6 tRNA genes are annotated in these 694 nt (G+C 53.3%); all 6 read left to right on the forward strand.

Annotated features, from left to right (window positions below):
• Positions 1-79: 79 nt before the first annotated feature.
• The 6 genes from PAT3040_RS23645 to PAT3040_RS23670 all read left to right on the forward strand — a co-directional run bounded on the left by PAT3040_RS23645 (position 80) and on the right by PAT3040_RS23670 (position 628).
• A tRNA-Met gene (locus PAT3040_RS23645) sits at positions 80-156 on the forward strand.
• A gap of 34 nt (positions 157-190) precedes the next feature.
• Positions 191-267, forward strand: a tRNA-Asp gene (locus PAT3040_RS23650).
• An 8-nt stretch (positions 268-275) separates the two neighbouring features.
• Positions 276-351: transfer RNA gene (locus PAT3040_RS23655), tRNA-Phe, on the forward strand.
• A gap of 14 nt (positions 352-365) precedes the next feature.
• A tRNA-Thr gene (locus PAT3040_RS23660) sits at positions 366-441 on the forward strand.
• A gap of 6 nt (positions 442-447) precedes the next feature.
• A tRNA-His gene (locus PAT3040_RS23665) sits at positions 448-523 on the forward strand.
• Positions 524-553: 30 nt separating this feature from the next.
• Positions 554-628 (forward strand) — tRNA-Gln (locus PAT3040_RS23670).
• The last annotated feature ends 66 nt before the right edge of the window (positions 629-694 follow it).

Below are 694 nucleotides of genomic sequence, written 5' to 3' on the forward strand. Positions count from 1 at the left end.
GCTGGGAGAGCATCTGCCTTACAAGCAGAGGGTCGGCGGTTCGATCCCGTCATCCTCCACCATAGGATTTCCTTAATGACGCGGGGTGGAGCAGCTCGGTAGCTCGTCGGGCTCATAACCCGAAGGCCGCAGGTTCAAATCCTGCCCCCGCAACCAAATTACCTTGGTTGTATTCTGATAAACATAATGTGGAGCTGTGGTGTAGAGGCCTAACATGCCTGCCTGTCACGCAGGAGACCGCGGGTTCGAATCCCGTCAGCTCCGCCACTCATCTTGGCTCGGTAGCTCAGTCGGTAGAGCAGAGGACTGAAAATCCTCGTGTCGGCGGTTCGATTCCGTCCCGAGCCACCATATAACATGAATATGCCGCTGTAGCTCAACTGGTAGAGCAACTGACTTGTAATCAGTAGGTTGGGGGTTCAAGTCCTCTCGGCGGCACCACATATGGCGGTCGTGGCGAAGTGGTTAACGCATCGGTTTGTGGATCCGACATTCGGGGGTTCAATTCCCCTCGATCGCCCCATATGAACACCTATAACGAAATATTTAGTGTTGGGGATTAGCCAAGCGGTAAGGCAACGGACTTTGACTCCGTCATTCTCAGGTTCGATCCCTGAATCCCCAGCCATCTTATTAAGAGCCATTAGCTCAGTTGGTAGAGCACCTGACTTTTAATCAGGGTGTCGAAGGTTCG

The sequence above is a fragment of the Paenibacillus agaridevorans genome, from assembly GCF_003112455.1.
In the GTDB taxonomy this organism is placed as follows: domain Bacteria; phylum Bacillota; class Bacilli; order Paenibacillales; family Paenibacillaceae; genus Pristimantibacillus; species Pristimantibacillus agaridevorans.